We start from the raw sequence: 1,871 nt of genomic DNA, 5'->3' as shown, positions 1-1,871 counted from the left end.
TTTTAATCGTAATTATATTGGGATTGATATTTCGCCGGATTATTGCGAGTCGGCAAAAAAAAGGATAAAACAATATCAATCGCAAGCTAAACTATTATAACTATGTCAAAACAAATTATTTACACAAAACCGGCTCTAATCGCAAAGTTGAAAGAAATTTCTGCAATGGGGTTTGTGCCAAACGCACGAAAAGGAAACGCCGGCGGTATCGGCAACACTCTTGAAGACTTGCTCGGAATCAAGGAAAACAATTTGCCAATTCCAAATGCCGCTGAATGGGAATTAAAAGCCCAACGCTTAAATTCAACATCACTAACAACACTTTTTCATATTGAGCCTTCACCTCGGGCAATTCGTTTTGTTCCGCAAGTTTTATTACCTCTTTACGGCTGGGCACACCAAGAAGACGGCAAAAAATATCCAAAAGGCGAAATGAGTTTTCGCCAAACTATTCACGGCAATTCTTGCAGTGATAGAGGATTTAAAGTTGTTGTTGATCGCAAGGAGCGAAAAATTTTAATTTCGTTTGATTCAAAATGCGTGGACAAAAGACATAAAGAATGGCTACAACAAGTTAAAAAGCGTATTGGACTTAGCGAACTTAACCCACAACCCTATTGGGGCTTTGACGATTTGGAACATAAAGCCGGAACAAAATTGCTTAACGCTTTTTACGTTCAGGCCGAAGTAGAAATCAGACGCAAAAAAGAATTTTATCACTACACAAAAGTAATGATGTTACAGAAATTTAGTTTTGAAGGATTTTTGAAAGCACTGGAAGAAGGTAAAATTTTAGTGGATTTTGACGCTCGCACTGGCCATAATCACGGAACGAAATTTAGAATGAGGCAGGATTGTTTGCCTATACTTTATGAAAAAGCAACAACAATAATTTAATCTTATGAAACGAGAAAAATATTATCCGCCAGAACATGCAAAAGGACAATTCCATTGTCCGCATTGTGGTGTTTACGCAAAACAATTTTGGGCGAATATAGTGGCAAGCGAAAGCAATTCAAGAAACTATAATCAGAATATTTCAAGTTTATCGGGATTTTCAGAGGGACTTGATCATAGTTGGACAATATCTGCTTGCCAACATTGTGATAAAAAAATAATTTGGCTTGGCGAAGAAATTGTATATCCTAAAAAGATGGTTGTTGATTTGCCAAACAATGATTTATCAGAAGAAATAAAAACTGATTATCTAGAAGCCGCAATCATCTTTAATGATTCGCTTCGATCGTCTGCCGCTTTATTGAGATTAGCACTTCAAAAATTATGTAAACAGCTTGGAGAAAAAGGCGAAAATATCAATGACGATATAAAAAATTTAGTCAAAAAAGGATTGAATCCTCAAATTCAAAAATCCTTAGATATTTTACGAATTACTGGAAATAATGCAGTACATCCCGGAGAAATCAATATTGAAGAAAAGCCAGAACTAGTTTTAAAACTTTTTGAATTGATAAATTTTATCGCTGAAAAAATGCTAACGGAACCAAAAGAAGTAGACACTTTTTATGAAGAGTTGCCTGAAAATTCAAAAGAAGCGATAAACAAAAGAGATCATACCGAATAAGGAGTCTTGGCTTCGGGGCATTCACCCCCAGCCCCTCTGCCCCTACGCCAAGACAAAAATAAAATTTGTTCATTATAGAAAAGTGGTTCCGCTAAGGCGGAACAAAAAGAAAAGCATACATCATATAACACGGCATATCTGGTTACGGCTTTTTACAAAAGCCTCCACCCATATTTGCCTCCGCTATCGCTATGGCAAACATCAGATATGCCGATACGTTGTAGCGAAATCGCTTCGCTTCTTTCGCTACAATGGGCGGCGGTTCCCGCCAGTTGGCTGTCGCTTCGCG

Annotated in this window: 2 protein-coding genes; both read left to right on the top strand. The window is 37.4% G+C overall.

Annotated features, from left to right (window positions below; all coding sequences use genetic code 11):
• Window positions 1-102 precede the first annotated feature (102 nt).
• Window positions 103-897, top strand: a complete 795-nt coding sequence (locus COU51_01070; protein ID PIR66971.1) for a nciI — start codon at window positions 103-105, stop codon at window positions 895-897.
• Between the two features lie 4 nt (window positions 898-901).
• Window positions 902-1,582 (top strand): hypothetical protein, encoded by a 681-nt coding sequence (locus tag COU51_01065; GenBank protein ID PIR66970.1) that lies wholly within the window; start codon window positions 902-904, stop codon window positions 1,580-1,582.
• Window positions 1,583-1,871: the final 289 nt, after the last annotated feature.

The organism is Parcubacteria group bacterium CG10_big_fil_rev_8_21_14_0_10_36_14 (assembly GCA_002772895.1).
Classification (GTDB): Bacteria; Patescibacteriota; Patescibacteriia.
Note: the sequence above shows the minus strand (reverse complement) of the source record. Positions and strands in the feature narration are given on the sequence as shown.